This is a genomic window from Paraburkholderia sp. 40 (genome assembly GCF_050434105.1).
Lineage (GTDB): Bacteria > Pseudomonadota > Gammaproteobacteria > Burkholderiales > Burkholderiaceae > Paraburkholderia > Paraburkholderia tuberum.
This window is the reverse complement of record NZ_JBNPVY010000004.1, coordinates 1,142,156-1,166,741: the sequence shown is the minus strand read 5'-3', so window position 1 is coordinate 1,166,741 and position 24,586 is coordinate 1,142,156. Positions and strand designations below refer to the sequence as shown.

At 62.4% G+C, this 24,586-nt stretch carries 17 protein-coding genes, 5 pseudogenes and 1 other annotated feature; of the genes and pseudogenes, 16 read left to right on the top strand and 6 right to left on the bottom strand.

Annotation, left to right across the window (positions count from 1 at the left end):
* The first annotated feature begins 3 nt into the window (after positions 1-3).
* The 3 genes from lpxB (at position 4) to OKW28_RS26990 (ending at position 2,808) form a co-directional block, all read left to right on the top strand.
* Positions 4-1,173 (top strand): lipid-A-disaccharide synthase, encoded by a 1,170-nt coding sequence (lpxB, locus tag OKW28_RS27000; protein WP_429450280.1) that lies wholly within the window; start codon positions 4-6, stop codon positions 1,171-1,173.
* Positions 1,170-1,919 (top strand): ribonuclease HII, encoded by a 750-nt coding sequence (gene rnhB / locus OKW28_RS26995; protein ID WP_429450278.1) that lies wholly within the window; start codon positions 1,170-1,172, stop codon positions 1,917-1,919. Before lpxB ends, rnhB begins: the two co-directional genes overlap by 4 nt.
* Positions 1,920-2,013: 94 nt before the next feature.
* On the top strand, positions 2,014-2,808 hold the full coding sequence (locus tag OKW28_RS26990) for a TrmH family RNA methyltransferase (protein WP_429450277.1): 795 nt from the start codon (positions 2,014-2,016) through the stop codon (positions 2,806-2,808).
* Positions 2,809-2,860: 52 nt separating this feature from the next.
* On the opposite strand, the gene ppsR is transcribed toward OKW28_RS26990, so the two are convergent.
* A complete protein-coding gene (gene ppsR / locus OKW28_RS26985; RefSeq protein WP_013089690.1) occupies positions 2,861-3,676 on the bottom strand; it encodes a posphoenolpyruvate synthetase regulatory kinase/phosphorylase PpsR in 816 nt (271 codons plus the stop codon).
* Between the two features lie 515 nt (positions 3,677-4,191).
* On the opposite strand from ppsR, the gene ppsA reads away from it, so the two are divergent.
* The 3 genes from ppsA (at position 4,192) to OKW28_RS26970 (ending at position 8,203) form a co-directional block, all read left to right on the top strand.
* The gene (gene ppsA, locus OKW28_RS26980; RefSeq protein WP_429450275.1) at positions 4,192-6,594 is read left to right on the top strand and encodes a phosphoenolpyruvate synthase; all 2,403 of its coding nucleotides are present in this window, start codon (positions 4,192-4,194) and stop codon (positions 6,592-6,594) included.
* A 118-nt stretch (positions 6,595-6,712) separates the two neighbouring features.
* Positions 6,713-7,168, top strand: coding sequence for an NfeD family protein (locus tag OKW28_RS26975; RefSeq protein WP_429450273.1), 456 nt, complete (start codon positions 6,713-6,715; stop codon positions 7,166-7,168).
* A gap of 87 nt (positions 7,169-7,255) precedes the next feature.
* A complete protein-coding gene (locus tag OKW28_RS26970) occupies positions 7,256-8,203 on the top strand; it encodes an SPFH domain-containing protein (RefSeq protein WP_184022647.1) in 948 nt (315 codons plus the stop codon).
* A 100-nt stretch (positions 8,204-8,303) separates the two neighbouring features.
* Here OKW28_RS26970 and smpB read toward each other — a convergent pair whose 3' ends face one another.
* A complete protein-coding gene (gene smpB, locus OKW28_RS26965; protein WP_013089686.1) occupies positions 8,304-8,750 on the bottom strand; it encodes an SsrA-binding protein SmpB in 447 nt (148 codons plus the stop codon).
* Between the two features lie 100 nt (positions 8,751-8,850).
* On the opposite strand from smpB, the gene OKW28_RS26960 reads away from it, so the two are divergent.
* Both OKW28_RS26960 and OKW28_RS26955 read left to right on the top strand, forming a co-directional pair.
* Positions 8,851-9,288 carry a type II toxin-antitoxin system RatA family toxin gene (locus OKW28_RS26960; RefSeq protein ID WP_018417666.1) on the top strand — a complete coding sequence of 146 codons (438 nt, stop codon included), beginning with the start codon at positions 8,851-8,853 and terminating at the stop codon, positions 9,286-9,288.
* A complete protein-coding gene (locus tag OKW28_RS26955; RefSeq protein ID WP_429450271.1) occupies positions 9,285-9,617 on the top strand; it encodes an RnfH family protein in 333 nt (110 codons plus the stop codon). The genes OKW28_RS26960 and OKW28_RS26955 overlap by 4 nt, the downstream gene beginning before the upstream one ends.
* A gap of 70 nt (positions 9,618-9,687) precedes the next feature.
* Here the strand turns inward: OKW28_RS26955 and OKW28_RS26950 are convergent, their stop codons facing one another.
* Positions 9,688-10,674: a DMT family transporter gene (locus tag OKW28_RS26950; protein WP_429450270.1), complete on the bottom strand. Its 987-nt coding sequence runs from the start codon at positions 10,672-10,674 to the stop codon at positions 9,688-9,690.
* Positions 10,675-10,991: 317 nt separating this feature from the next.
* Between OKW28_RS26950 and guaB the strand changes: the two genes are divergently transcribed.
* The 4 genes and pseudogenes from guaB (at position 10,992) to OKW28_RS26930 (ending at position 16,517) form a co-directional block, all read left to right on the top strand.
* Positions 10,992-12,452: an IMP dehydrogenase gene (gene guaB / locus OKW28_RS26945; protein ID WP_429450268.1), complete on the top strand. Its 1,461-nt coding sequence runs from the start codon at positions 10,992-10,994 to the stop codon at positions 12,450-12,452.
* A 6-nt stretch (positions 12,453-12,458) separates the two neighbouring features.
* The gene (locus OKW28_RS26940) at positions 12,459-13,202 is read left to right on the top strand and encodes a hypothetical protein (RefSeq protein WP_429450266.1); all 744 of its coding nucleotides are present in this window, start codon (positions 12,459-12,461) and stop codon (positions 13,200-13,202) included.
* 215 nt (positions 13,203-13,417) lie between these two features.
* Positions 13,418-15,001, top strand: coding sequence for a glutamine-hydrolyzing GMP synthase (guaA, locus tag OKW28_RS26935; protein WP_429450264.1), 1,584 nt, complete (start codon positions 13,418-13,420; stop codon positions 14,999-15,001).
* Positions 15,002-15,223: 222 nt separating this feature from the next.
* Positions 15,224-16,517: pseudogene (locus OKW28_RS26930) on the top strand (tyrosine-type recombinase/integrase).
* 137 nt (positions 16,518-16,654) lie between these two features.
* Here the strand turns inward: OKW28_RS26930 and OKW28_RS26925 are convergent.
* Positions 16,655-17,971: pseudogene (locus tag OKW28_RS26925) on the bottom strand (chromosome partitioning protein ParB); the annotation flags it as partial.
* Positions 17,972-18,600: 629 nt separating this feature from the next.
* Between OKW28_RS26925 and OKW28_RS26920 the strand changes: the two are divergent.
* From OKW28_RS26920 to OKW28_RS26910, 3 genes and pseudogenes are all read left to right on the top strand, one after another.
* Positions 18,601-18,762 (top strand): annotated as a pseudogene (locus tag OKW28_RS26920) (IS6 family transposase); the annotation flags it as partial.
* Between the two features lie 477 nt (positions 18,763-19,239).
* Positions 19,240-20,397 carry a C1 family peptidase gene (locus OKW28_RS26915; protein ID WP_429450262.1) on the top strand — a complete coding sequence of 386 codons (1,158 nt, stop codon included), beginning with the start codon at positions 19,240-19,242 and terminating at the stop codon, positions 20,395-20,397.
* 82 nt (positions 20,398-20,479) lie between these two features.
* Positions 20,480-21,582: pseudogene (locus tag OKW28_RS26910) on the top strand (IS3 family transposase); the annotation flags it as partial.
* Positions 20,770-20,886 (top strand) — a sequence feature (AL1L pseudoknot). Its footprint overlaps the pseudogene before it by 117 nt.
* An 18-nt stretch (positions 21,583-21,600) precedes the next feature.
* On the opposite strand, the gene OKW28_RS26905 reads toward OKW28_RS26910, so the two are convergent.
* Entirely contained in the window at positions 21,601-22,851 is a 1,251-nt protein-coding gene (locus tag OKW28_RS26905) for an IS256 family transposase (RefSeq protein ID WP_184073972.1), read from the bottom strand.
* 66 nt (positions 22,852-22,917) lie between these two features.
* On the opposite strand from OKW28_RS26905, the pseudogene OKW28_RS26900 reads away from it, so the two are divergent.
* Positions 22,918-23,076, top strand: a pseudogene (locus tag OKW28_RS26900) (IS3 family transposase); the annotation flags it as partial.
* 59 nt (positions 23,077-23,135) lie between these two features.
* Here OKW28_RS26900 and OKW28_RS26895 read toward each other — a convergent pair.
* Positions 23,136-24,515 carry an IS4 family transposase gene (locus tag OKW28_RS26895; protein ID WP_429443705.1) on the bottom strand — a complete coding sequence of 460 codons (1,380 nt, stop codon included), beginning with the start codon at positions 24,513-24,515 and terminating at the stop codon, positions 23,136-23,138.
* Between the last annotated feature and the right edge of the window lie 71 nt (positions 24,516-24,586).

Below are 24,586 nucleotides of genomic sequence, written 5' to 3'. Positions count from 1 at the left end.
CCGATGACGTTGCAACCCAGTCCGCTGCGCGTCGCGATGGTGGCCGGCGAGCCGTCCGGCGACCTGCTCGCCGCGTCGCTGCTCGACGGCTTCGCCAGCCGGTTGCCGGCCGCCACGCAGTACTACGGCATCGGCGGTCCGCGCATGATCGCCGCGGGTTTCGACGCCCACTGGCCGATGGAAAAGCTGACGGTGCGCGGCTATGTCGAAGCACTGCGGCACATTCCTGAAATCCTCGGTATCCGCAACGAGCTCAAGCGTCAGCTGCTCGCCGAACCGCCGTCCGTGTTCGTCGGCGTCGACGCGCCCGACTTCAATTTCGGGCTCGAGCACGCACTGCGCGACGCCGGCATTCCGACCGTGCACTTCGTCTGCCCGTCCATCTGGGCGTGGCGTGGCGGGCGCATCAAAAAGATTGCCAAGGCCGTCGACCACATGCTGTGCGTGTTCCCGTTCGAAACCGCGCTGCTCGAAAAGGCGGGTGTCGCGGCGTCGTACGTCGGTCATCCGCTGGCCGATCAGATCCCGCTCGAACCCGACACCCTCGGTGCGCGCCGCGCGCTCGGTCTCGCGGAAAGCGGGCCCGTGATCGCGGTGCTGCCGGGCAGCCGGCGCTCCGAGATCGACCTGATCGGCCCGACGTTCTTCGCGGCGATGGAGATGATGCAGCACCAGGAGCCCAGCGTGCGCTTCGTGATGCCGGCGGCGACGCCCGCGTTGCGCGCGTTGCTGCAGCCGCTCGTCGATGCGCATCCGGGTCTCGCGCTGACCATCACCGAAGGCCAGTCGCAACTCGCGATGACCGCCGCCGACGCGATTCTCGTGAAGAGCGGCACCGTCACGCTCGAAGCCGCGCTGCTGAAAAAGCCGATGGTGATTTCGTACAAGGTGCCCTGGCTGACCGGCCAGATCATGCGCCGCCAGGGCTATCTGCCGTACGTCGGCCTGCCGAACATCCTGGCCGGGCGTTTCGTGGTGCCGGAGATCCTGCAGCACTTCGCGACGCCGCAGGCGCTCGCCGAGGCGACGCTGAAACAGTTGCGCGACGACGCGAACCGGCGCACGCTGAGGGAAATCTTCACGGAGATGCATCACGTGCTGAAGCAGAACACCGCGCAGCGCGCGGCCGAAGTCGTGGCGAGCGTCGTCGAGCAGCGGGCGGGGCGGCCATGACCGCCGCGGGCGCGCCTCGCCGGAAGATCGCGGCCACCGTTCGGGTAGTGGCGCAAGTCGGCCTGAACTTCGAGAGCGACGACGACATCGTCTGCGGCGTCGACGAGGCAGGGCGCGGACCGCTGGCCGGTCCGGTCGTCGCGGCGGCGGTGATTTTCGATCCCGCCAAACCGATGATCCGTGGCCTCGACGATTCCAAGGCGCTGAGCGCACTCAAGCGCGAAGCGCTGTACGACAAGATCGTCGAGCGCGCGCTCGCGTACTGCATCGCATCGGCGACAGTCGAGGAAATCGATTCGCTGAACATCCTGCACGCCACCATGCTCGCGATGAAGCGCGCGGTCGAGGGCCTGTCGGTCGTGCCGACGCTCGTGAAGATCGACGGCAACCGTTGCCCGACGCTCAGCATCCGTAGCGAGGCGGTGATCGGCGGCGACGCGCTCGTGAAGAGCATCTCGGCGGCGTCGATTCTCGCGAAGGTCACGCGCGACCGCATGCTGGTCGAACTGCACCAGGCGTATCCCATGTACGGCTTCGACGCGCATGCCGGCTATGGCACGCCGCAGCATCTCGCGGCGTTGCGCGAACATGGGCCGTGCGAGCATCATCGGCGCTCGTTCGCGCCGGTGCGCGAAGCGCATTTGCGGTTCGGCACTGGCGTGCCGTTGCCGGCGGCGGACGCCGTCATCGTGGCCGACGCGCTGCTGCTCGACGGCGATGCGTTCGGCGAAGCCGGTCTCGCGTGACCGACCCCGTCAGCGCGGCTCGAGCGCGCTCCGCGCTTGCGTGCCGTTGATTCGCCACTGATTCCTTTTCCATTTCTCACCGCCTTCGCTGCCTGTGAAAGCCATTACCTCGCGGGACAATCCACTCTACAAGCGCCTGAAGGCACTGGCCGGCTCGACACATCAACAGCGCCGCAGCGGCCATGCGCTGCTGGAGGGCTTCCATCTCGCGAGCACGTATCTCGACGTCGCAGGTCAGCCGGAGCTATGCGTCGTCACCGACGGCGCGTTGCGTCACGACGAAGCGCAGGCGATCGTGTCACGCATCGACGAGCATCGGCTCGTGACGCTGCCGGAGGCATTGTTCGGGCAATTGTCGAATGTCGTGCATGGGGTCGGGATTCTGCTGCTCGTCGAGAAGCTCGACGCACCGCTGCCCGAGCGCGTCGAGCAAAACTGTCTCGTGCTCGACGGCGTGCAGGACGCGGGCAACGTCGGCTCGATTCTGCGCAGCGCAGCGGCTGCGGATATCGAGCACGTGTTCTGCGCGCCGGGCACCGCATACGCATGGTCGTCGAAGGTGCTGCGCTCGGGGATGGGCGCGCACTTCCTGTTGCAGATTCATGAGGATGTCGAAGCGCGTGCGCTGATCGAACGTCTCGCGGTACCGATCGTCATCACCGATTCGCACGGTGCCGAAGCGATCTATGACAGCGACCTGAACAGGCCGCTCGCGTGGGTGTTCGGCAACGAAGGGGCGGGCGTGTCGCAGGCGTGGCGCGATGCCGTGTCGTTGCGGGTGACGATTCCGCAGCCCGGCGGTATGGAGTCTCTGAACGTGGCGGCCGCCGCGGCGGTCTGCGTGTTCGAGCAGTGCCGGCAGCAGCGCGGGCGCAAAAAGTGGACTTAAGTGGCGTTGCGAGGGCTCTGGCCCGGCAACGCAACGCCTGCTCGGCCATCCCTCAATACGACGGCCGATCCAGCTTGATCTCCTGCAGGATCGTCGTCGCGATTTCCTCGATCGACTTGTGCGTCGACGACAGCCACTTGATACCCTCGCGCCGCATCATCGCTTCCGCTTCGTTGATCTCGTAGCGGCAGTTTTCCAGAGCCGCATACTTGCTGCCCGGCCGCCGCTCGTTGCGGATTTCCGACAAGCGCTGCGGATCGATCGACAATCCGAACATCTTCTGCCGATGCTCGAGCAGAGGCGTGGGCAGCTTGCCGCGTTCGAAATCCTCGGGAATCAGCGGATAGTTTGCCGCTTTCACGCCGTACTGCATCGCCAGATAAAGGCTCGTCGGCGTCTTGCCGCTGCGCGACACGCCGACGAGGATCACGTCGGCGTCCGCGAGATTGCGGTTCGATTGACCGTCGTCGTGCGCGAGCGAGAAATTGATCGCCTCGATCCGGTTCTTGTACTCCTCGGTGTCCGCGTTCTGGTGGCCGCGGCCCATCGCGTGGCTCGACTTCAGTTCCAGTTCCTGCTCGAGCGGCTCGACGAAGGTCTGGAACATGTCGAGCACGAGCGCGTTCGAATCCTTGACGATCTGATTCGACGAGCTATCGACGAGCGTGGTGAACACGATCGGTCGACGGCCGTCCTGCACGACCGCTTCGTTGATCTTTTCGAGCGTTGCGTAGGCCTTCTCGGTCGAGTCGACGAATGGCACGCGGACCAGGCGGAATTTCTGGTCGAACTGGGAGAGGATCGAATGCGCGAAGGTTTCGGCAGTAATCCCGGTACCGTCTGAGACGATGAATACGGTGGGCGGCATCAGAGGAGCTGTGAACGTGAAAGGCAAATGAGCCGGAAGGCGCGAGCGCGACAACGCGCTCGAATCAAACCGCGCGGCGGCGGGCGCGCCACGCTCGTGCCCCGCGCGGGCGGTCTCGCAAAAGCCCGCTGGCTCGGTCGGCGCGCGATTCGAGGCGCAATTCTCGACCGACTGCCACATTTCAGGAGTCGGCACGGTAGAATAGCGGCAACCTGTTGGATAAGCAATTGCAGGCGATTGGCCGCTAACTTGCCGCGAACGATCGTTCAACGTCACGTTATCTAATGTCAATATGCGTTGAACGCAACAGATCGAGCGGTAAGTCCGCTCAACCGCGTTCTTCGGTGCGTCCGCCTCGTGCTCCACGGCCGGCGCGCCATGCAACGCATCTCCGCCGTCCAGGCGATTGCTTATCTAACAGGTTGTGCAAGACACGGGGTCGAGGCTTCCAATGGGCTGCCCGTGTTCAAGCCCACTTGCACGGCCGTGAATTTCTTTCACACTTAGGGGCTTGTATGACTAACGCAGTTACCGTCGCAAAGGACAAGGCGTATGTAGTTCCGTTCGAGCAGTTGCGGATGACCGACGTGGAGATCGTCGGCGGCAAGAACGCGTCGCTGGGCGAGATGATCAGCCAGCTCGCCGAAGCCGGCGTGCGCGTGCCGACCGGCTTCGCGACCACCGCGCTCGCGTTCCGTGACTTCCTGCAGCACAACGATCTGACCGAGCGCATCGCCAAACGTCTCGAGACGCTCGACGTCGACGACGTGAAGGCGCTCGCCGAAGCGGGCAAGGAGATCCGTCAATGGATCGTCGACGCGCCGCTGCAGCCGCAGCTCGAGGCTGACATTCGCGCGGGGTTCGACACGCTGCAACAGAGCTCGCCCGAGGAGCTGTCGTTTGCCGTGCGTTCATCCGCGACCGCGGAAGACCTGCCGGACGCATCGTTCGCCGGTCAGCAGGAAAGCTACCTGAACGTGGTCGGCATCGACGACGTGCTCGATCGCATGAAGCACGTGTTCGCGTCGCTGTATAACGACCGCGCCATCTCCTATCGCGTCCACAAGGGCTTCACGCATGCTGAAGTCGCGTTGTCGGCTGGCGTGCAGCGCATGGTGCGTTCGGACGTCGGCGCCGCGGGCGTGATGTTCACGCTGGACACCGAATCGGGCTTCAAGGACGCCGTCTTCATCACGTCGAGCTATGGCCTCGGCGAAACCGTCGTGCAGGGCGCGGTGAATCCGGACGAGTTTTACGTGTTCAAGACCACGCTCGCGCAGGGCAAGTACCCGATCATCCGCCGCTCGATCGGCTCGAAGCTGATCAAGATGGAGTTCACGAAGCCGGGCGAGCCGGGCCGCGTGAAGACCGTCGACGTCGCGCACGAACAGCGCAACCGCTTCTCGATCACCGACGAAGACGTGATCGAGCTCGCGAAGTACGCGGTGATCATCGAGAAGCACTACCAGCGTCCGATGGACATCGAGTGGGGCAAGGACGGCCGCGACGGCAAGATTTTCATCCTGCAGGCGCGTCCGGAAACGGTGAAGAGCCAGGGCGGCGGCAAGGCCGAGCAGCGCTTCAAGCTGAAGGGCCAGTCGAACGTGCTGGCAACGGGCCGCGCGATCGGTCAGAAGATCGGCGCGGGTCCGGTACGCGTGATCCACGACCCGTCGGAGATGGACCGTGTGCAGCCGGGTGACGTGCTTGTCGCCGACATGACCGATCCGAACTGGGAGCCGGTCATGAAGCGTGCGTCGGCGATCGTCACGAACCGTGGCGGCCGCACCTGCCATGCGGCGATCATCGCGCGTGAGCTGGGCGTGCCGGCCGTGGTCGGCTGCGGCGACGCGACCGACGTGCTGAAGGACGGCGCGCTCGTCACTGTGTCATGTGCGGAAGGCGACGAAGGCAAGATCTACGACGGCCTGCTCGAAACCGAAATCACCGAAGTGCAGCGCGGCGAACTGCCGCCGATTCCGGTGAAGATCATGATGAACGTCGGCAATCCGCAGCTCGCATTCGACTTCTCGCAACTGCCGAACGCAGGTGTGGGTCTCGCGCGGCTCGAGTTCATCATCAACAACAACATCGGCGTGCACCCGAAGGCGATCCTCGAGTACCCGAACGTCGATCAGGACCTGAAGAAGGCGGTCGAAAGCGTCGCGCGCGGTCACGCGTCGCCGCGCGCGTTCTACGTCGACAAGCTGACCGAAGGCATCGCGACGATCGCGGCGGCGTTCTATCCGAAGCCCGTCATCGTGCGTCTGTCGGACTTCAAGTCGAACGAGTACAAGAAGCTGATCGGCGGCTCGCGATATGAGCCGGACGAGGAAAACCCGATGCTGGGTTTCCGCGGCGCGTCGCGCTATATCGCGGAAGACTTCGCCGAGGCGTTCCAGATGGAATGCGTCGCGCTGAAGAAGGTGCGTGAAGAGATGAGCCTCGACAACGTCGAGATCATGGTGCCGTTCGTGCGTACGCTGAAGCAGGCGGAGCGCGTGGTCGGGCTGCTCGCGAAGTTCGGCCTGAAGCGCGGCGAGAAGGGCCTGCGTCTGATCATGATGTGCGAAGTGCCGACGAACGCGATCCTCGCGGAAGAGTTCCTGCAGTACTTCGACGGATTCTCGATCGGCTCGAACGACCTGACGCAGCTCACGCTCGGCCTCGACCGCGACTCGGGCATGGAGCTGCTCGCGGTCGATTTCGACGAGCGTGATCCAGCGGTCAAGTTCCTGCTCAAGCGCGCGATCGAAACCTGTCTGCGTCTCGACAAGTACGTCGGTATCTGCGGCCAGGGGCCGTCGGATCATCCGGACTTCGCGCAATGGCTGACTGACGAAGGCATCAAGTCGATCTCGCTCAACCCCGACACGATCATCGATACGTGGCAGCAGTTGGCAAAGGCGAAGCAGTAACTCGCGAGGTATCGAATGCCGCTTTCGCAGGCGGCATTCGGCACGCGTTAAAGGCACGTGCGCTTCGTGCTATAAACACCCCGGTAGAACCGGGGTGTTTTGCTTTGTGGAGGTCGACGTGGCGCCTGGCGGACTGTTCTGGTGGATCGGGGCGGGTGTGCTTGTCGTGCTGGAACTGATGAGCGGCACCTTCTATCTGTTGATGATCGCGTTCGGCTTCGTTGCGGCCGCGCTTGCGCGCATTGCCGGCGCCGGGACCGATCTGCAATTCGTAATGGCGGCGCTGGTTGCGCTCGCGGCGGTCGTGGTGCTCAGACGCTCGCGCTTCGGCCGTCGTAGGCGCGAGCAGGCGTCGCGCAATCCGGACGTCAATCTGGATATCGGGCAGACGCTGAACGTGCCGGCCTGGCAGGGGCGCAAAGCACGCGCGACCTATCGTGGCGCGGCATGGGACATCGAGCTGGCCGCGGGCGAACCCGAAGACGCGCAGGTCTACGAGATCAAGGAGTTGAGGGGCAGTTGCCTCGTCGTCGTCGCGAGCCGGCAGCCGAAGGCGCGCGCGAGCGCGTCCTGACGATCTGAGCGCCGGCCGCCCAAGCTGAAAATGCAGGCCCGACCAACCTGCGCACAACTATTCGAAGCAGAATCGGAGGGTAGCGATATGGATTCAACCATCGTCGGGGCAGTGCTGCTGATCGTCGTGATCGTGCTCGCGTCGCAGACCATCAAGATCGTGCCGCAGCAGCATGCGTGGGTGCTCGAGCGCCTCGGCCGTTATCACGCGACGCTGACGCCGGGTCTGAGCTTCGCGTTCCCGTTCGTCGACCGGGTCGCGTACAAGCACGTGCTGAAGGAAATTCCTCTCGAAGTGCCGAGCCAGGTCTGTATTACGCGCGACAACACGCAACTGCAGGTCGACGGTGTGCTGTATTTCCAGGTCACCGATCCGATGAAGGCATCGTACGGATCGAGCAACTTCGTGTTCGCGATCACGCAGTTGTCGCAGACCACGCTGCGCTCGGTCATCGGCAAGCTGGAACTCGACCGGACCTTCGAGGAGCGCGATTTCATCAATCACAGCATCGTGTCCGCGCTGGACGAGGCGGCCGCGAACTGGGGCGTAAAAGTGCTGCGCTACGAGATCAAGGACCTGACGCCGCCAAAGGAAATCCTTCACGCGATGCAGGCGCAGATCACCGCCGAGCGCGAGAAACGCGCGCTGATCGCGGCATCGGAAGGGCGCAAGCAGGAGCAGATCAATATCGCGTCGGGCGGCCGCGAGGCGGCGATCCAGAAGTCCGAGGGCGAGCGTCAGGCAGCGATCAATCAGGCGCAGGGGCAGGCCGCGGCGATTCTGGCGGTGGCCGAGGCGAACGCGCAGGCGATCCAGAAGATCGCGGCGGCGATCCAGCTGAACGGCGGCATGGACGCGGTGAATCTGAAGGTGGCCGAACAGTACGTGAACGCGTTCTCGAACCTGGCCAGGCAGGGCACGACACTGATCGTGCCGGGCGACATGTCGAACATGAGTTCGATGATCGCGTCGGCGCTGACCATCGTGAACAGGAGCAAGGCGGCAGCGGAGCCGCCGCGCGGCGACTTGCGCTGACGAACGGGCAATGCATGCGCAATGAGTGCGTGACGTAAAAGCAAATGGCCCGCACATCGATGCGCGGGCCATTTTTGCATGAGCCGGAAACGAATCGCGTTCAGGTCGGCGAGCGCATCAAGCGCGCCTTCTCGCGCTCCCAGTCGCGCTTCTTCTCGGTCTCGCGCTTGTCGTGCATCTTCTTGCCCTTCGCGAGACCGATCTCGCATTTGACGCGACCGTTCTTGTAGTGAAAATTCAGCGGCACGAGCGTGTAGCCGCGCTGCTCGACCTTGCCGATCAGCTTGCTGATCTCCTCGCTATGCAGCAGCAACTTGCGCGTGCGCACCGGGTCGGGATGGATGTGCGTCGACGCTTCGGGCAGCGGGCTGATGTGCGTGCCGATCAGGAACAGCTCGCCGTTGCGGATCACCACGTAGCCTTCCTTGATCTGGCCGCGCCCGGCGCGCAACGCCTTGACCTCCCATCCTTCGAGCACGAGGCCTGCCTCATAGCGTTCCTCGACCGAGTAGTCGTAGAAGGCTTTTCTGTTGTCAATGATGCTCATGAATGGAAAGTGCCCAACTCGTTTAAAATCACGATTTTAGCAAAGCGGGGCAAGGAAAGCCCGCGGCGCTCGTCCACCGTTGCCACGCGCTGTTCAATTTATGGCAGATGTCCAGAAAACCGTTTTGATTCGCCATTCGGCGGAGCAGATGTTCGACCTCGTCACCGACGTCGACGATTACCCCAAGTTCCTGCCATGGTGCGGGGGCATCGAAATTCGTCACCGGGACGACACCAGCATGGAGGCGAGGATCGATATCAACTTCAAGGGCATCAAGCAGCATTTCGCCACGCGTAACTCGATGGAGCGCCCCACCCGCATCGACATGGAATTCGCCGACGGTCCGTTTCGCAAGTTCACCGGTTTCTGGCGCTTCACGCCGCTGCGCGCCGATGCGTGCAAGATCGAATTCGCGCTGCACTACGAGTTCACCAGCATACTGCTCGAGAAGATCATCGGGCCGGTGTTCAATCACATCGCCAATACCTTCGTCGAATCTTTCGTGAAGCGCGCCAACCAGCGCTATGGTCAGTCATGAGCGCGCGGCTAACGGTAGAGGTCTGCTATGCGCTCGCTGCCGAGCAGACGCTGATTGCGGTCGAGTTGCCCGCGGGCGCGACGCTGCAACAGGCGATCGGCGCAAGCGGGATTCTGCAGCGCTTTCCGTCGATCGATCTGAACACGCAGAAGGTGGGCGTGTTCGGCAAGCTCAAACCGCTCGATACAGTGCTGGCGGACCATGATCGCGTCGAGATTTACCGGCCGTTGCTGGTGGACCCGAAGGTGTCGCGCCAACGCCGCGTCGAAAAGACACGCAAGGCGGGGTCGATCGAGGGGCGGCGTTGGTTGAACAAGGATTCGCGCTAGGCGGCGCTAGTTGGGGGGGCGGCGGACTTTTTCGCGCACCACCCGATTTGCATCATCGCGTCACATCACCTCAAGGCGCCGCCGTCTGCGCCTTATCGTTCATGCCCTCGATGCGCGCCGCACCCGACGAATCGTCGTCCGAATGCCGGCGCACCGACCACCAGACCCCCGCCACCAGTAGCAGGATCGCCGCGAGTTCGAGCGGGCGTGGCAGGCGCTCGTCGTAAATGAACGCGTAAAGCAGCGCGAACAGCGTCTCGAACACGATCATCTGGCCGGACAGCGTTAGCGGCAGCCGTTTTGCCGCTGCATTCCACAGGCCGTTGCCGAGCCACGACGCGCCGATCGCGAGTGCGAGGTTGAGCAGCCAGAACGTGTGCCAGCGCGGGTCGGCCAACTCACCCTGCGGGCCGCCCGACAGCAGCACCGCGACCACGAGCCACAACGCGCCGCCGAGCGCGCCAGTCACGACGCCCCACAGCACCGACCACTCATTGCCGCTGAAATGCGTCTGACGCTGCAGGTAACGGGCGTTCTCGACCGCGAACCAGGTCCAGCAGATGAGCGCGCCCACCGCGCAGGCCACGCCGAGCAGGCGCGTCGCGATGCTCACCGGCGCCGCGCCCGCCACCGTAAAGACGTCGATATTGATGCAGACGATGCCCGCCACCACGGTCGCGAGCGGCCATGCGAGGCGCGCGAGCGGCACCGCGCCATGATCGCGCCGGCCGACCAGCGTGACCGTGACCGGCAGCACGCCGACGATCAGCGAGGCCGGCGCGATTCCGATCAGGTGCACGGCGGCCGTCAGCAGCAGGTAATAGACGATATTGCCGGCCAGCGCGAACTTGACGAGCGCGATCAGATCCTCGCGGCTCAGCCGTTTGGCGAGCGAACGCGCGATCGGTAGCGCCGCGGCGAGCGACACGACGCCGTACATCGAGTAGCGGCCGGCGACGAGCAGGAGCGGGGAGACGTCGGGCAGCACCCGCGGCACCAGAAACACCATGCCCCACAAGGCTCCGGCCATGACCCCATACACGACACCGCGCTGCATCGACTGCCTCTGCTGGATAAACTGGAATGGCCGGCAGAATAGCGGTTTTGCGAGCGGGGCGTCTTGTTCGATCCTGCATTCAGGCCGCTCGACCGCCGCTCGACAGGGTACGTGCCGCGAAAATGCCGCCGGCTCTGCTCCGATTTTGCCTGCGAACGCGCAAACGAAACCCGATCGAACCCGACGCGAACAGGCAAGCGAAATCGACGCATGCCGGAGCGGCAAAAAATCGTCTGAAATTCGCTAAGCTGCTGTTCGCGCAGTGAAAACCGGGGTGGTATCGCGTATAATTCGCTTTTGCGCCTATAGGATTTGCCATGCGTCTGATCCAAACAGCACTCACATTCGATGACGTGCTCCTCGTCCCGGCCTTCTCCGATGTTCTGCCGCGCGACACCAGCCTCAAGACCCGGCTGACCCGCAACATCTCCGTCAACATGCCGCTCGTGTCCGCCGCGATGGACACGGTCACCGAAGCACGTCTGGCAATCGCCATGGCGCAAATGGGCGGCGTCGGCATCATCCACAAGAACCTGACGCCGGCCGAGCAGGCGCGTGAAGTCGCGAAGGTCAAGCGTTTCGAGTCGGGCGTCGTGCGCGATCCGATCACTGTGCCGCCGCAAATGAAAGTGCGCGACGTGATCGCGCTGTCGCGCCAGCATGGCATTTCGGGCTTCCCGGTCGTCGAGGGCTCGCAGCTCGTCGGCATCGTGACCAACCGCGACCTGCGCTTCGAAGAGCGTCTGGACGAGCCGGTGCGCAACATCATGACGCCGCGCGAGCGCCTCGTCACCGTCAAGGAAGGCACGCCGCTCGCCGAAGCGAAGGCGCTGATGCACAGCCACCGCCTCGAGCGTGTGCTGGTCGTCAACGACGCATTCGAACTGCGCGGCCTGATGACCGTCAAGGACATCACCAAGCAGACCGAGCACCCGGACGCATGCAAGGACGAGCACGGCAAGCTGCGCGCGGGCGCGGCGGTCGGCGTCGGCGCGGACAACGAAGAGCGCGTCGAGCTGCTCGTGCAGGCCGGCGTCGACGTGATCGTCGTCGATACCGCGCATGGCCACAGCAAGGGCGTGCTCGAGCGCGTCAAGTGGGTCAAGCAGAACTTCCCGCACGTCGAGGTGATCGGCGGCAACATCGCAACCGCCGCGGCCGCCAAGGCGCTCGTCGAATACGGCGCGGACGGCGTCAAGGTCGGTATCGGCCCGGGCTCCATCTGCACGACGCGAATCGTCGCAGGCGTCGGCGTGCCGCAGGTCACCGCTATCTCCAACGTGTCCGAAGCGCTGAACGGCACCGGTGTGCCGGTCATCGCCGACGGCGGCGTGCGCTTCTCGGGCGACGTCAGCAAGGCGCTCGCGGCGGGCGCCAGCGCGGTCATGATGGGCAGCATGTTCGCCGGTACCGAGGAGTCGCCGGGCGAGGTATTCCTGTACCAGGGCCGCCAGTACAAGTCGTACCGTGGCATGGGCTCGGTCGGCGCCATGAAGGACGGCGCGGCGGACCGCTACTTCCAGGACAACTCGGCCAACATCGACAAGCTGGTGCCGGAAGGCATCGAAGGTCGCGTCGCGTACAAGGGTTCGGTCAACGCGATCCTGTTCCAACTGATCGGCGGCGTGCGCGCGAGCATGGGCTACTGCGGCTGCCGCACCATCGCCGAAATGAACGAGAAGGCCGAGTTCGTGCAGATCACCGGCGCGGGCCTGCGCGAGTCGCATGTGCACGATGTGCAAATCACCAAGGAAGCGCCCAACTACCACGTGGACTAAACGCCCATGAAGCCACTGCTGCGCGTTGTACTGATCCTCGATGCGTTGTTGCTGCTGGCGTTCGGCCTGCTGTTCGTGCTGACGCCGTGGACCTCGCTGTACGACGCGTTGCAACTGGTGCCAACGGAGCCGATGCTGGTCGGCCAGGCGTTCGGCGTCGCGCTGATCGGGCTCGCGTGGCTCGCGGTGCATGCGTCGTTCGACGGGGCGCTGACCTCGACGGTCGCGAAGATCGTCGGTCATGTGCACTGGCTGATCGGCGTGCTGATGCTGGTCTGGCTGCTGGGGCTGCATACGCCGTCGCTGACCGGTTTCGGCCAGATGGTGGCGGTGCTGGCCGGTGTCGTGCTGGTGGTGATCGGGCTCGGCGGCGTGCGACTGTCGGGTGCGGTGCGGCGGCGCGAGAAGGGGATCGTGATCAAGCCCTCGTCGAGCAAGGCCGACAGTCGTGCCGATAAGCGTGCCGCGAAAGAAGCCGAAAAGGATGCCGCACGGCAGCGTGAACCCGAACGCGACAACGCGCGCGAGCCACGTGCCTCAGCGGGCTTTCCGGTCTATCACGCCGAGCCGGTGCCAGAGCCCGTCGTGCCGGTCACGCGGCCGGCCAATCCGGCTGCCGCGGCTTCCGTTGCCACTACCGCGCCGCTTCATCCGGCCGCAAGCGAGCCCGGCCTGAGCGAGTCCGAACGCGCAGCGCGCGACACCAGCAACGACGTGCCCGGCGCACCCCGCCCGCCGTTTCATGGCTGAAGCGCCGCGCGCCAGGCCGTTTGCCGAAGCTACCGGATTTCGTTCGCGCGCATCGCAGGCGGCGAGTTCCGTGGTTGGCCGCGCCCTTGTGCTTCATCGTAATGTTGGCTGTCCGCGCCGCGCCAAGACCGTCGCCGCGTGGACCGCTTTGAATTCGACGCCGCGCCTCGCGCGCGGCATTCCGTATCCGCTCACTTCTGATTCCGTCCGCTGCCATGCATGACAAGATCCTGATTCTCGACTTCGGTTCGCAAGTCACCCAACTGATTGCACGTCGCGTTCGCGAAGCCAACGTGTATTCGGAAATCCATCCGTACGACGTCGACGCGTCGTTCATCCGCGACTTCGCGCCGAAGGGCGTGATTCTGTCGGGCGGCCCGAGCTCGGTCACCGAGGAAGACACGCCGCGCGTGCCGCAAGCCGTGTTCGAACTCGGCGTGCCGGTGCTCGGCATCTGCTACGGCATGCAGGCGATGGCGCAGCAGCTCGGCGGCAAGGTCGACATCGGTCATCTGCGCGAATTCGGCTACGCCGAAGTGCGTGCGCGCAACCATACGAGCCTGCTCGAAGGCATCAGCGACTTGACCACGTCCGAAGGCCACGGCATGCTGAAGGTATGGATGAGCCACGGCGACAAGGTGCTGGAGATGCCGCCGGGTTTCGCGCTGATGGCATCGACGGAATCGTGCCCGATCGCCGCGATGGCCGACGAACAGCGCCGCTTCTACGGCCTGCAATGGCATCCGGAAGTCACGCACACGGTGCAGGGCCGCGCGATGCTCGAGCGCTTCGTGCTGCAAATCTGCGGCGCGAAGGCCGATTGGGAAATGGGCCACTACATCGACGAAGCCGTCGCGAAGATTCGCGAGCAGGTCGGTAACGAGCACGTCATTCTGGGCTTGTCGGGCGGCGTGGATTCGTCGGTGGCGGCGGCGCTGCTGCACCGCGCGATCGGCGATCAACTGACCTGCGTGTTCGTCGACCATGGCCTGCTGCGCCTGAACGAAGCCGAGCAGGTGATGGCGCTGTTCGCCGATCACCTTGGCGTGAAGGTGATTCACGTCGACGCGAGCGAAGCATTCCTCGGTAAGCTCGCCGGCGTGACCGATCCTGAAGCGAAGCGCAAGATCATCGGCGCGGAGTTCGTCGAAGTGTTCCAGGCCGAAGCCGGCAAGCTGACCGACGCGAAGTGGCTGGCACAAGGCACGATCTATCCGGACGTGATCGAATCGGCGGGCAAGGGCAAGAAGGCCGCGCAAACCATCAAGAGCCACCACAACGTCGGAGGTCTGCCGGAGACGCTGAACCTGAAGCTGCTCGAACCGCTGCGCGAGCTGTTCAAGGACGAAGTGCGCGAGCTTGGCGTGAAGCTCGGTCTGCCGCACTCGATGGTGTATCGCCATCCGTTCCCGGGTCCGGGTCTGGGCGTGCGGATCCTCGGCGAAGTGAAGCGCGATTTCGCGGACCTGCTGCGCCGCGCGGACGCGATTTTCATCGAGACGCTGCGCAACACGATCGACAAGGAAACCGGCAAGTCGTGGTACGACCTGACGAGCCAGGCGTTCGCGGTGTTCCTGCCGGTCAAGAGCGTCGGCGTGATGGGCGACGGGCGCACCTACGAGTACGTCGTCGCGTTGCGCGCGGTGCAGACGCTCGACTTCATGACCGCGCATTGGGCGCATCTGCCGCATGAACTGCTTGGGCATGTGTCGAACCGGATCATCAACGAAGTGCGCGGGATCAACCGGGTCGTCTACGACATCTCGGGGAAGCCGCCTGCGACGATCGAGTGGGAGTGATTTAGACTGCTCCCAAGTCGTTTCGGGAGGTCCGGTTTTTCCTGTTTTTCCGTTAAAAAACAGCGGATTATTGTCGGTCGTGATCCGCTGTGATCCGGACAGTGCCCGGAGGAAATGTCGGTATCGCTGACGGTATCGAGATTTCTCCCTCGGACGGCCTTGTCCGATACCGTCACATCGATCTGACGGTATTGGCTGACGGTATACGTTCGAGGTGTTCTTATGCTCACAGACATGCAGTTGCGAGCGCTGAAGCCGGCCAAGAAGATCTACAAGGTGGCCGATCAGCGGGTCTATATGCGGCAGTGACGCCGTCAGGCGCGGTGAGCTTCCGGTACGACTACCGGGTGAACGGTCGCCGGGAAACCCTGGTTGTCGGTCGGTACGATCCATCACTTTCTGCACGGAAGCCACGCAAGCCAGACGAGCTCGGATTCGGAATGGCTATCAGCCTCCCGGAAGCCCGGCTTCTGCGCGACCAGGCCTACGGAGCAATCCAACGTGGAGAAAGTCCTTCACGGGCGAAAGTCGAGAAACGGATCGAGGCGTCCGAGGCGCAGACGTTTGGTAAATGGGCGGAGAAGTACTTTGCGGAGACTGCTCTTGCCGATTCCACACGATCGATGCGCAAATCGGTGTACGAGCGTAATCTTGTGTCGGAATTTGGCCGGCTGAAGTTGGAAGAGATCACGCCCGCGCGACTGATGGCGCGCTGCGAGAAGATCAGGGAGAGGGGCGCCGCGGCCCCTGCCGTGCAGGCGCGCGACATCGTTCTGCAGGTCTACCGTTTCGTGCAGGCGCGAGGACTAAAGGTGGACAATCCTGCGGAGGCCATCCGCCCGTCTGCCATCGCTACGTTCAAGCCGCGTGATCGGACACTGACGCCGACCGAAATTCATGTGTTTTTCAGTGCACTGGAACGCACGCCGACGATGCCTACGCTGCGTCTCGCTATCAGGTTCATGCTGCTCACGCTGGTGCGCAAGTCCGAGTTCATCTTGGCAATGTGGACCGAGGTAGATTTCGACGCCGCAGTCTGGACAATTCCGAAGGAGCGGATGAAGGCCGGTCGCCCCCACAATGTCTATCTGAGCCAGGCCCTAGACATCCTGGTCGCATTCAAGACGTGCTTCGGAGCGAGTTCGTACGTGCATCCGGGCCGCTATGAGACCGCCTCCCCAATAAGCGCAGCGACGCTAACCGCGTTATTGACAGCACGGTCAAGCTGATGCGCGACGACGGGGCAGATTTTGATCCTTTCACGGTGCACGATCTGCGTCGGACGGCCAGCACGCTGCTGCGCGAAGCAGGGTTCAACACCGACTGGATCGAGAAATGCCTCGCTCACGAACAACGTGGCGTGCGCGCGGTCTACAACAAGGCCGAGTATGCAGAGCAGAGGAGGGAGATGCTCCAGGCGTGGGCAGATATGCTGGACGGCTGGATTGCTATGAATCCAAAGGTGAGCGTCCTGGCGTCGGCACAGCCAGTCAAGACTCGTGAGTGCAACTCTTGAGCTCGAACTTGTATGTGCTCAAGAATGTGCCCGTTTGCACCCTGATTGCCATGTTTGACGCTGGGAGGCAATAAACAAAGCCCTTCCTGCCATGTTCGAACACACGAAACACTTGCGCAACTGGGACGCGTTCATACATACCGGGTCATGTCGAGGTTCAGCGCGCCCGCCAGCGCATTGATCGCATGCGGCTTTTCCTCGCCAGCGATGCCGTCGAGCAGCGTGCCCGTGCAGAACGCGAGCAGGTCGAGCAGGGTCGTGCCGGGGTCCTGCTGCATCAGCCACGGCAGCAGGTCGGCGCGTCTCGCGGGGAGCTCGGAAATCCAGCGTGCGCGCAGGTCTCGATGGCGTTCCACGCGGGGCTGGCGGGCAGGTCGTCTGCTGCACGTAGCAGGCTGTCGTGATTGTTCTCGCCGGAAAGCGCCAGGTATCCGCGCGTGGACGTATGCCCGTAGTGTTCGGGCAATGCCTGCGGGATCAGTTGCCGGAGGATGGCAGCGAGCGCAACGGCGGGCGGTGCGACCAGTTCCGCGTGGACAGCGGCGGTACGGTGTGCGGTGAGCCGCTGACAGAGTTTCGCGCTGTGGACAGGCTTGACCTTCGGGGTCGGTGTGTCCGCTGCGTCCTGCGCTTCGGCTTCCGGCGTGCCGGGGACGGTCGCGCCTGCCGCATCGAGCGCGGCGCTGTTCTCGCGCCTCACGAGGCCGCGCTCGATGAGAAGTTCGCCTTGCGGGCCGACGATCACGAACGCACCGGCCTCGGCTATCTGATCCGTATCCCAAACCACGATGCGGCTTGCGAGCGCGATGATCGCCATATTGACGCGCCCGATTTCCTCAATGAGACAGTCGGCTTCCTCGTAGGCATTTTCGTCGTCCTCCGACAACGCCTCGAGCTTTTCGGCCAGTTCGTCCTGCTGCGCGGTACGCGAAACCAATTCGCGCTGCTCGTCCTCCGTTTACGGACGCTGGACCGGACGCGGCCTGCCGTGGCGGTTCAGTTCCAGAAAATCGCGTTCGACGCGCGTTTCCGTCCAGCCCCCACCCTTCGGCGCGCACTTCCTCGGCGGCGTCGTCGAGCTTCTGTGCGACGAGGCGCTGCAACAGTTCCGAGTCCGCGATGTATCCCGCGTTCTGGTCGTCGCTGAACAGGTCGCGGCGCACATACCCGCCAGCAGCCTCGTAGGTGTCAAGGCCGACAAAGCGGACGAGACGGCTGCGGCTCGCGTCGATTTCCGCGCGGGTGATGGCCTGCCGCAGATAGTTGGGCTGGCGCTGCCATTCGTTCGCATCGAACCAGATATGCTCCTGCGTCTCGTGGTCGTCGGCGAGAGCGAGCGCGGCAAGCTGGTCGAGCGTGATGGCATCGTCGCGCAGCAGTGCGAGCAATTTGGGCGACACGTTGGCGAGCTTCATGCGCCGCTTGACCGTGAGCGGCGAAGCGCAAAAGAGCGCGGTCGCGGGTCAAGGGCGGGAAGCTGGGAGTCGGGTGCATGCCATGCCTCGGGTTGATCGGGCATGCAGGTGCGGTCCGACAGGCGCGGCCGCATCGGCCACGCCTCGCCAGAAAGCGACGGGATTGACTGCTGTGCTGGAGTTGATGACTGACGACTGGCGCCATCAGGTGATTAACGACCGTGCGCGGCGGCAGGCCAGGCTGCACTCCGAGTCCCCGGATTGATGGCAGTCATGCAGCCTACCGTTCCACGGCCGCGGCCCGGGCCTCTCACTGTGAAGTGCATCGGGACCTTGCCGGCATAAGGACGCGGGCAAGTTCTCGGCCATTGGCGACATTGGAGCGGACTGGGTTCTACGTCAGTAATACGGCGGACTGCCGACGTTGTCGGCATGAAGCAGACGAGCGGCAGCTTTCCACATCAGCGAACTCACACTTTCGACCCATAAGCGTCATTCGAGTCCCACTTCGCAACGTCCGAAGTTGGACCGACAGGCGACCCTATGGAACTGATCAGCAACCCGTCACCATCAGGCGAGCCATCATCTATGCTGCGACACGGGAAACTACGGTTCTGTTGCAGTAAGGGGCCGGGTTAAAATTCGGCAGCAAAATGTTGAGCTGGCCGATGAAGAAGACGAAGATGCCGCAAACCACACTTGCCCCTGGCCTGGCCAAGATCCTGAAGGGCCTTCATTACCCGCTTGAAGTGATTTTGCTGTGCGTGCGATGGTACGTGGACTATTCGCTGAGTTCGCGCAATCTCGAGGAGATGATGATGGCGAGTGGAAGATCTTCAATCACCATTCGCCGGCGATGCCGGAGTGACACGCCGTGCCGTGAAGGACGGTGACAGTGGCGTGCCTGGCGATCCATCGCCATGGCACCGGCGGACCGTGCGCGTAGTGCGGCGACCTTCTTGGAAGCTAATCGCTTTCGGCGACCATTCCATCTATCTGGGGTGCTTTCAGGATTCGGACTTTTCGTTCCGAATCCTGAAAGCACCTGTATACGCCCGTATATCCACGCGACGCTAAACGCGGTGCCGGTATATCCCACCGTACAGGCGTTCCTGACTTTCGTGTGATAGCCCAATTCCGGTGGCGGCTGTAATGTAAGGCCATACCCGATGCAGTCGCGCTTTACGCCGCACTGGTCCCCGGTCTGACCCGCGCAGGTGGCTTTGAGCCATATCGGGGTTCGTCAAAACATCGCGTCGTTTGTGTTCGCGGCAGCGCCGTCGCACCGGCGCAGACGAGATAATCTCATGAAACTTGCCCGTGTAACCCTGCTCGCCATTCTCTTTTCGCTTCAAGCTTGTGGGGGCGGCGGGGGCGATGGCAGCAGTGGAAACAGTAGCAGTAGCAGTAACAGTAACAGTAACAGTAACAGTTCCTCAGATACCGGCTTCTACGCGCCGAGCTACGGTGACGCGAGAAGCGACACCCGCTATGAGGCCGACCTGTCCAGCGTCACCCGTCAGGTGATCAGCTACCAGGACGTGGGAAAGGACCTTGTTTCCAACGTCGGGGTCTCCGACTCGATGATCAAACTCTTCGGCGACTACAAGGTGCGGCTGACCCAGGCGAGCAAGAACAGTTGCCCGAGTGGCCTGGAAGGTTGTGACACGGCCGATTCGGACTCCTTGGGGGTGGGCCACAGTGCTCTTATCACGAATCTCGAATCCCTGAAGAGCGATATCAAAGATCAGAGCGAACGGGGCACGTGCGTAGCGTTCTCCCTGAACGCCGCAACGGAATTGCTGCTCTCGAGGCAGCAGAACAGTACTAAACTGTCGGAACAGAACACGTACTTCCAGGGAAAGCGACTGACCGACACCTGGAACAACGCCGGACTCGACCCGTACGACACCATCGCTGCATTCGTCGACAACAAGACCAAGTTCGTTCCGGAGAAATCCTGGCCATACAATGGCGATGACAAGTATTGCACCAACTACAACCGCAAGTATCCCAATGCCACCTGCTCGGCTACCGAGGCGCAGGGTGGCGGCAGCGATACCCGGCAGCAGGATTCTACCGCAGCGAATTCCTCAGGATTTCGGACGACCACGGCGCACAAGCTCTATGCGTCCATTGGCCGGATCAAGCAAGCGCTGTATCGCGGCTACCCTGTGGTCATGGCCATCAACGCGAACTTCGATTTCCAGGTTGCGACGTACAAGGGCGGCGTCGTGTCGTGGGTCATCAAGGCGGACAACTGCGGGACCAGCCTGTGCGGTCACGAAATTCTAGTCGTCGGCTACGAGGACAGCGATCAGGTAGCGGGCGGCGGATATTTCATCATTAAGAACTCCTGGTCATCGGGCTGGGGCGACGGCGGGCTGGCCTACGTCACTTACGAATGGCTGCAACACAGCTTGCTGGACGCACAAGCGCTGGTTCGGATCGACAGCGCGGATTAGTAGAGCGAAACGGTATTGTCAACTTACACTATTGAACCGGCCCGGGATTTCCGGAGGCTCCACTTCTTGAGAAAATGGAGCTATGGAAAACACCAAGAAGAAGTCCCCAAGGTACTCGCCGGAAGTTCGTGAGCGGGCTGTGCGAATGGTGCTGGAACACCAGGGCGACCGCGAATCGCAATGGAAAGTGATCGCGTCGATCGCAGCGAAATTTGGCTGCTCGGGTGAAACGCTGCGTAGCTGGGTGCGCAAGGAAGAGCGGGATCGGGGTTTGCGCCCGGGCACAAGCACGCAGGAGCAGGATCGGCTCAAGGAACTGGAGCGGGAGAACCGTGAGCTGCGCCAGGTTAATGAAATCCTGCGCAAGGCGTCAGCATATTTCGCACAGGCGGAGCTCGACCGCCGACCGAAGTGATGATCACGTTCATCGATGATCACCGGCACGTCTACGGGGTCGAGCCGATCTGCAGGGTGCTGCCAATTGCCCCGTCGACGTACTACACGCATGTGGCCCGCCGCGTCAATCCAGGCCTGGTGCCGCCGCGGGCCCAGCGCGACAGGATGCTCAAGGATGAGATCCGGCGCGTGTGGGAAGAAAATTTCCAGGTGTATGGCGCAGACAAGGTCTGGACGCAATTGAAGCGGGAAGGCATTGTCGCGGCGCGCTGCACGGTCGAGCGGCTGATGAAGCAGATGGGCCTGCGCGGTGTGGTGCGGGGCAAGACGGTACGCACGACAGTGAGCGATGGTTCGACGCCGTGCCCGAAGGATCTCGTGAACCGGCAATTCACGGCCGAACGGCCCAATGCGCTGTGGGTGTCAGATTTTACCTATGTATCGAGCTGGCAGGGCTTCGTCTATGTCGCGTTCATCATTGACGTGTTCGCCCGACGCATTGTCGGCTGGCGTGTGTCGAGCTCGGCGCGCACGGACTTCGTTCTGGACGCACTGGAGCAGGCCTTGTACGAGCGACAGCCGGCGCAGCAGGACGGGTTGATACATCACAGCGACCGCGGCGTGCAATACGTATCGATCCGCTATACGGATCGGCTGGTCGAGGCTGGCATTGAGCCGTCAGTGGGCAGCGTGGGCGACTCCTACGATAACGCACTGGCGGAAACGATCAACGGCTTGTACAAGGCAGAGGTGATCCATCGCCTCGGACCAGGGGGTGTCCGGAATTTTGTGTAAACGGGTTGAGGTTTAACCCGGCACTAGCCGCTCTTCGAACTGGATTGTGAAGCGGTTCAGGGCCGCTTTCCAGTCGCGGATAGGCATCGTCCACTTCTTGCTGATGTTGTTCAGCGCCAGGTAAAACAGCTTGGTCACGGCCTCATCGGTCGGAAACGAGCTGCGGGTCTTGATTACTTTGCGCAGACTCATGTTGATCGATTCTATGGCATTCGTGGTGTAAATCACCTTCCTGATTTCCGGCGGGTAATCGAAGAACGGAATCACGCGTGCCCAGTTGCGCCGCCAGCTCTGCCCGATGGAAGGGTAGTCCTTGTCCCACCTGGCCTCGAAGACGCCGAGCATCTGCTCGGCCAGCTCTACGGTCGATGAAGTGTAGATCGTCTTCAGATCGGCGGCGACTTCCTGCTGTATTTTCCACGGCACGAAGTTCAGGCTGTTGCGCACCATATGCACGATGCACAGTTGCACGGCCGCCTTCGGATAGACCGCTTCAATGGCTTCAGGGAAACCTTTGAGCCCGTCGACGCAGGCGATAAAAATGTCCTGCACGCCGCGCGTCTTCAGCTCAGTGACCACCTGCAACCAGAACTTGGCACCCTCGGTCTGGGCAATCCACAGTCCCAGAACCTCCTTGTGACCGGTCATGTTCACGCCGATGGCCAGGTACACTGCCTTGGTGCGCACCGCGCCGCTGTCGCGCACCTTGACGTGGATGCAGTCGAGATAGACGATCGGGTAAAGCGCATCGAGCGCACGGCCTTGCCAGACCTTCACCTCCTCGCTGACGGCGTCGGTGACCGCCGAGATGAGCGTGGGCGAGACCTCCGTGCCGTACATTTCTTCCAGGTGCCCCTGGATCTCGCGCACGCTCAGGCCACGCGCATACAGCGAAATGATCTTGTCGTCGAAGCCCGTCCAGCGCGTCTGATGGCGCTCCACCAGCTTCGGCTCGAACGCCCCCTGACGGTCGCGCGGGATGTTGAGCGGCAACTCGCCAAATTCCCCCTGCAGCGTCTTGGCGCTATGCCCATTCCGGGTGTTGCCAGTGGCATTAGTCACCGCTTCGCTCTTGCCATGGCCCAGGTGCTCGGACATCTCCGTCTCAAGCGCTCGCTCCACCAGCATCTTCGTGAGCTGCTTGAGCAACCCGTTCTCGCCTATCAGATCTTCCGGCTTCTGGTAGTTCGCCAGCAGGCTGTCTGCCAGCTTGACGAGTTCAGGATCGGGTTTTTCTCTTTTGTTGCGTTTCGCTACGGTCATCTGTGCTCCTGTTGCTGACAGTTTCCTGCCAAATGACCGTTTACACAAAAATTTTTACACCCTCTCGGACCGTGGCGCAATCCGCAGGCCGTTGAAATTGCGACGCTCGAATGGGTCGACTGGTTCAACAATCGTCGGCTCTTCGGCCCCATCGGCAACATTCCACCTGCTGAGGCAGAAGCCGCTTATTATTCAAAACTCGCTGGGTCCGCCATCGCGGCGTGACTCAAGCAAAACAGCCTCCGGGAAACCCCTCAGGATTACCCACAAGTAATGTGATGGTGCTATTCGTTTTGCCTGAATATTCGGTACATCATCGTGATTTCGTGCAGGACAAGAAATCCACGCCAGATGACGGTAGGACCAGGTGGACGATCATGCTTTCGAGCGAGATATCCGCCGAGTCTGGCGATCCACAAGATGACCTGCGCGAGTGACGGCGGTTTATCAGGTATTTCGGTACTGCCATGCGTACGACAGTAGAGGGCTCGCCACTCGATTGGCTGCAGCAATACTTCGCATGGCAGGTTGCCATCAAGCCTGGCAAGCAACATGGAGTACAGGATCCTCCAGCTTACGACGGCGAACAATGCGGTGGCGCGGACGAATCGATCGAGATTGCCAAATTGGCGGGCTTCAATGCGACAGCCACTTTTAAGCACACGATGCCACGATTCAATCGTCCATCGGCGCGCATACCATGCAAGACGCTCGAGGGCCTCTGCGTGTGTTTGCGTAGGCACCGAAGTCAGTAGAAGCCATTCCAATGGCTCTGCTCCTTCGTCTAAGTTCGTTTCCTGTGCATGAATTGCAAACACTTCAATTTCGGGAAGCTTCTCGCGACGACGATTTTGCGGCGGACGAAGGCGTACGGGCATGCAGCGCACAACCAGCCGTGCGGTGCGTGCCTGGCGGTTTTCGCGTGCAGGCACCTGCAGTTGCGCCTCTCCAAGCACTGGCGAGGCCAGCACGGTTTCCCACAAATATCGATCGGGGTGAGCAACGCGTCGGTTCCACGACGCGCGCACCAACCAGTCGACACCGGCAGGCCGCTGCGCCAGGAACACGTCATAGACATCGCCTTCACGGTCGCTCACGCCGATGACATGCGTGCACGGACAGTGCGTCTTGAGTACGCCCAGTTGCTCGATGCCTTCGAGCCATTTCGCGCTCTCTTTCTGTTGTACGGTTCGTTGCCCACGCAGATGTTTCTTGCCCAACTCCTCGTGCCTGCGTATCCAGGTCTTCATCCCGATCACCCCGAGTGGCAGCCCCTCTGGCGTGAGCGCAAGCAGACTGTGTATCAGGAAACCACGCACATGTGGATCGGAGCCATATCCCAGACCTTCGGTTGCCCGCAGATGAGACAAATTGAACTCGGTGGTGTCCTGAACAGCAAGGACGACTGGCACCTGTTGCATACGACACAGCGTTTGACCGATGTGCCCACCCAGCACGCCATCGACATCCACGTGCGGGTTGTCGAAAAAACGATATGCCGCCTTCAGCTCCGAACCATTGAACGACTGCGGAAAAGAGCAATGTGGGCCCAACGAAAGCTTGCGTGCCAGCGTCACGAGCCGTCTGGTCAGGCGAGCGTCGCCGAGCTCGGCGGCGCCAAACTCTTCATTTGCCCAATCATCAAGGTCAGATGTGTCCGACAATGCCCGACATCACAGATCACGAACCGGATCAAAGTTAACATCGGTCGTCACCGTTTACAAGCCATCGCCCT

Excerpts from the sequence above, each read along its gene's own strand:
- lpxB (WP_429450280.1), top strand. The coding sequence starts at position 4 with ATGACGTTGCAACCCAGTCCGCTGCGCGTCGCGATGGTGGCCGGCGAG.
- rnhB (WP_429450278.1), top strand. The coding sequence starts at position 1,170 with ATGACCGCCGCGGGCGCGCCTCGCCGGAAGATCGCGGCCACCGTTCGG.
- ppsR (WP_013089690.1), bottom strand. The coding sequence starts at position 3,676 with ATGCCGCCCACCGTATTCATCGTCTCAGACGGTACCGGGATTACTGCC.
- ppsA (WP_429450275.1), top strand. The coding sequence starts at position 4,192 with ATGACTAACGCAGTTACCGTCGCAAAGGACAAGGCGTATGTAGTTCCG.
- OKW28_RS26970 (WP_184022647.1), top strand. The coding sequence starts at position 7,256 with ATGGATTCAACCATCGTCGGGGCAGTGCTGCTGATCGTCGTGATCGTG.
- smpB (WP_013089686.1), bottom strand. The coding sequence starts at position 8,750 with ATGAGCATCATTGACAACAGAAAAGCCTTCTACGACTACTCGGTCGAG.
- OKW28_RS26960 (WP_018417666.1), top strand. The coding sequence starts at position 8,851 with ATGGCAGATGTCCAGAAAACCGTTTTGATTCGCCATTCGGCGGAGCAG.
- OKW28_RS26955 (WP_429450271.1), top strand. The coding sequence starts at position 9,285 with ATGAGCGCGCGGCTAACGGTAGAGGTCTGCTATGCGCTCGCTGCCGAG.
- OKW28_RS26950 (WP_429450270.1), bottom strand. The coding sequence starts at position 10,674 with ATGCAGCGCGGTGTCGTGTATGGGGTCATGGCCGGAGCCTTGTGGGGC.
- guaB (WP_429450268.1), top strand. The coding sequence starts at position 10,992 with ATGCGTCTGATCCAAACAGCACTCACATTCGATGACGTGCTCCTCGTC.
- OKW28_RS26940 (WP_429450266.1), top strand. The coding sequence starts at position 12,459 with ATGAAGCCACTGCTGCGCGTTGTACTGATCCTCGATGCGTTGTTGCTG.
- guaA (WP_429450264.1), top strand. The coding sequence starts at position 13,418 with ATGCATGACAAGATCCTGATTCTCGACTTCGGTTCGCAAGTCACCCAA.
- OKW28_RS26915 (WP_429450262.1), top strand. The coding sequence starts at position 19,240 with ATGAAACTTGCCCGTGTAACCCTGCTCGCCATTCTCTTTTCGCTTCAA.
- OKW28_RS26905 (WP_184073972.1), bottom strand. The coding sequence starts at position 22,851 with ATGACCGTAGCGAAACGCAACAAAAGAGAAAAACCCGATCCTGAACTC.